Consider the following 3,103-nt stretch of genomic DNA (forward strand, 5'->3'; position numbering starts at 1 on the left):
TCAAAATGCGTAGCCATCGCCGGATAGAACTGAGCCGTCGCCTTTCTGGCGCGACCGTAGAAGGCAGCAACAAGTAAGATCTCGCGCCGGCTATCTGGGCGAGCTTGGCGTAGGATTCCGCCCCCTCCCGCAAACGCCCCCGGATTTGCCGATCACTGCGCCCGTCGTGGTCGCTGAGGACGCGACCGATGTTATTGAGGTCGTCGGGAAACGTACGGAAGAAACCCTTAAAATTGATCGCCGAACCTATCAGGTCCGCGAAACTCCTCATTCCGCCCAGAAGAATGCCGTCCAATTGTTGCGCGGCCTCCCGGCGGTGACCATCACCCCTGACGACCGCATTCTGGTGCTTGGATCTGGATTGACCCGGATCTACGTGGATGGCCGCCCTTACATTGGCGATGCCTCACAATATCTGCGCACCGTGCACGGCAGCGATATCGAGCGAATAGAGGTGATTACCAATCCCTCCGCACAATTTTCGTCTGAGGGCGCAGGTGGCATCATCAATCTGGTGCTGCGAAAATCACGGGTGGAGGGACTGTCTGGGAACGCAAGCCTGGAAGAATCCAGTTATGGCTATGCCCTTGGCGATACGACCCTGAATTACAAAGCTGGCAACTGGACTTACCAGCTGAAGGGGGGAGGCAATGCCGGCACCATGCTCCGCAGAAGCTATCGCAAGGAGCGCCGCGTTGGGATGCAGGATGACAGCTCGCCGACAGTTAACCGGGAGACGGGTCTGCATACCTATGCTGGTACTGTCGGACGTCTCAGCGGCAAAGCATCGTACAAATTGGGCGCAAGAACAAGCGTCTCGGCACAGCTGGGCGGTGGCGGCGGGCATGATATTGTCACAGACAAAGTCGATTATGTCGCCGTTACCCCAGACTTCACGCCTTTTTCAGAACGTCGCCGCCTCAGCAGTATAGGGAGCTATGTTACCGGAGAATTGAGCGTCGATCATAAGGGCAAAAAAGAGGGAGAGGCGCTCAATGCGGCTGTCCAGTTTTACACAAATCCCAATGTGCATGATGTTACTAATGCCCGGTTCAGCGATGGACGACACTATAGGCTCGACGTGCGCAAGCCCTCCACGTCGATAGATGTCCAAATTGACTGGAAACATCCCATGGCTGTGGGGCAACTTCTTTCGCTGGGTAGCGCCTGGCATGTTGATGACACTACGCAAACCTATAGATTTACGAGCAACGATAGCGACGGTTTGTTCGGCTCCGACATCAACGATGCGTATGATGCGCGCAGCGCTACCCTCTCTGCCTATGCGTCGTTCCAGCAGAGATTCGGGGCCTTAACCGTCGCACCGGGCTTGCGCGGCGAAGCAAATCGCCGCCAAATTTCCAGTCCCGGCGTCGCGACGATTCAGATAAACAGGGCCAGCCTCTTCCCCAGCTTTCACGCCAGTTACCGGTTCAACAAAAAGCTGCAGTTCGGAGCCAGTTTCAGCAAGCGGATAGACAGGGTTCCGCTGGAATATCTGCGCCCCTATGGAACGGTCGAGGATGCCTACACCCTTTTCGAAGGGAACCCGCGCCTCAAGGATCAAAGCACCAATGCCTACGAGGCCAGTGTGCAGTTTCGCCCCGGGAAAATAGAATTGGGAGCTACTGCCTACTTACGCGAAACAAGTCGGCTTTGGAGCAAAAGTTATTCTCTCAATGCGACCGGAACCAGTGTCTACAGCTTTGTAAATGCTGGAAATAGCTGGAACAGTGGTGCCCAGTTTGACCTTGCCTTCCCAATCGTCCCCCGTCTCAAGGCAAGCGCCAGCGCCAATCTCTTCAATGAGCGTACTCCGATCGATACGACGGATGGCCAGAATATGCAGCGCACATTTCGCTATACGGCAAACGGCACGTTTGAATGGAATGGCAAAGACCGGGGCAGTGTACCCGGCGACGTCGCGCAATTACAGTGGTCATACAGTAGCCCATCGCGGGAGTATCAGATCCGCAAAGGTTCATGGTTCGATTTCAGCGCCTCATATACGCATAGTCTGGATCGGACGCTATCGCTCTCGGGGACATTCAAATATTCAGGTCGGACAAACCAGCGTTTGATTGCGCCGTCGGTGGAGGAAATTTCCTCACGCCGCAGAGAACCTGAAGTACAGCTGAAATTGCAGAAGACGCTATAGATAAAAATTTCCTATCGCGCCAATGCCTTGGTCAACCAATCTGATATTCGGCTAAGAACCTCTGGCAGGTGAGACTGACCCTTTTGATCTACCATAGTGTGATCATAGTCAGCAAATTCCCAGTAGGTGACGTTCTTGCGCCCGGATTTGCGGAAATTCGCGGCGAAACGTCTGGCAGATGTAACCGGGTTCGAATGATCCCGTTTACCTTGCACAACCAGAAATTCCGTCGCAGTGGCGCGCAATGCATCGTCCGATAGTCGTCTGTCCATTATATCGGACCACCATCGGTAGCTATTCGAAAGCCAAATTTCCGTGCTGTCGGGATTCTTTCTTATTGCAGCTATGTGTTCCGGCGCTGTTTTCGCCTCTGAAGGTGGCAGAACTTGCACGAATGCCTCACGAAACGGCATTCCAGTCGCCGATGAAAAGATCACCGCGACGTTCGGCCGAACTTCAGCGGCAAGTATCTGCATTGCCGCACCGCCTTCTGATCCGCCAAACAAAACGAGTTTCCCGTTCCACCATGCCTCCTTCCTGAGGCTTGCAATAACCTGGCTGTAGTCGGCGACCCTTTGGCTGATGGTATGGTGGGCCACGTAGGCCGGTCGGCAATCTTCTGGAAAAGACTTCGGAGCATCGCCTTCCAGAACACCGTATTTCTCGACCGTAAGGATTGCGGCGGATGGCAATAGCTTCCTGGCAGCCTCGATATTTGGGCTGGATGTGACCGATGTACATCCCGATCCCTGCGCCAGCACCAGGATGGGCTGTTGCGCTTCATTTGTTTGCCGATCCAGATACCAGGGGTCACGTCCGTCAATGTGGTGTAATTTCGGTGCTGGCCATCGGGCTGCATTTTCAGGCGGCCTTGGGTGTAATCTGTAGCGGCTGAACCTCCTCGGTTATGGGTGTGGCAAGGGCGGCCATGCCCTCGATCTGCAT

The 3,103-nt window shown here is 54.8% G+C and carries 2 protein-coding genes; one reads left to right on the forward strand and one right to left on the reverse strand.

Features of this window, described 5'->3' with window-relative positions:
• Positions 1 to 166 precede the first annotated feature (166 nt).
• On the forward strand, positions 167 to 2,158 hold the full coding sequence (locus AC13EK_RS06980; protein ID WP_483022103.1) for a TonB-dependent receptor: 1,992 nt from the start codon (positions 167 to 169) through the stop codon (positions 2,156 to 2,158).
• A gap of 11 nt (positions 2,159 to 2,169) precedes the next feature.
• On the opposite strand, the gene AC13EK_RS06985 is transcribed toward AC13EK_RS06980, so the two are convergent.
• Positions 2,170 to 2,919 (reverse strand): alpha/beta hydrolase, encoded by a 750-nt coding sequence (locus tag AC13EK_RS06985; protein WP_483022104.1) that lies wholly within the window; start codon positions 2,917 to 2,919, stop codon positions 2,170 to 2,172.
• Positions 2,920 to 3,103: the final 184 nt, after the last annotated feature.

The sequence above is a fragment of the Sphingobium sp. L-44 genome, from assembly GCF_056859495.1.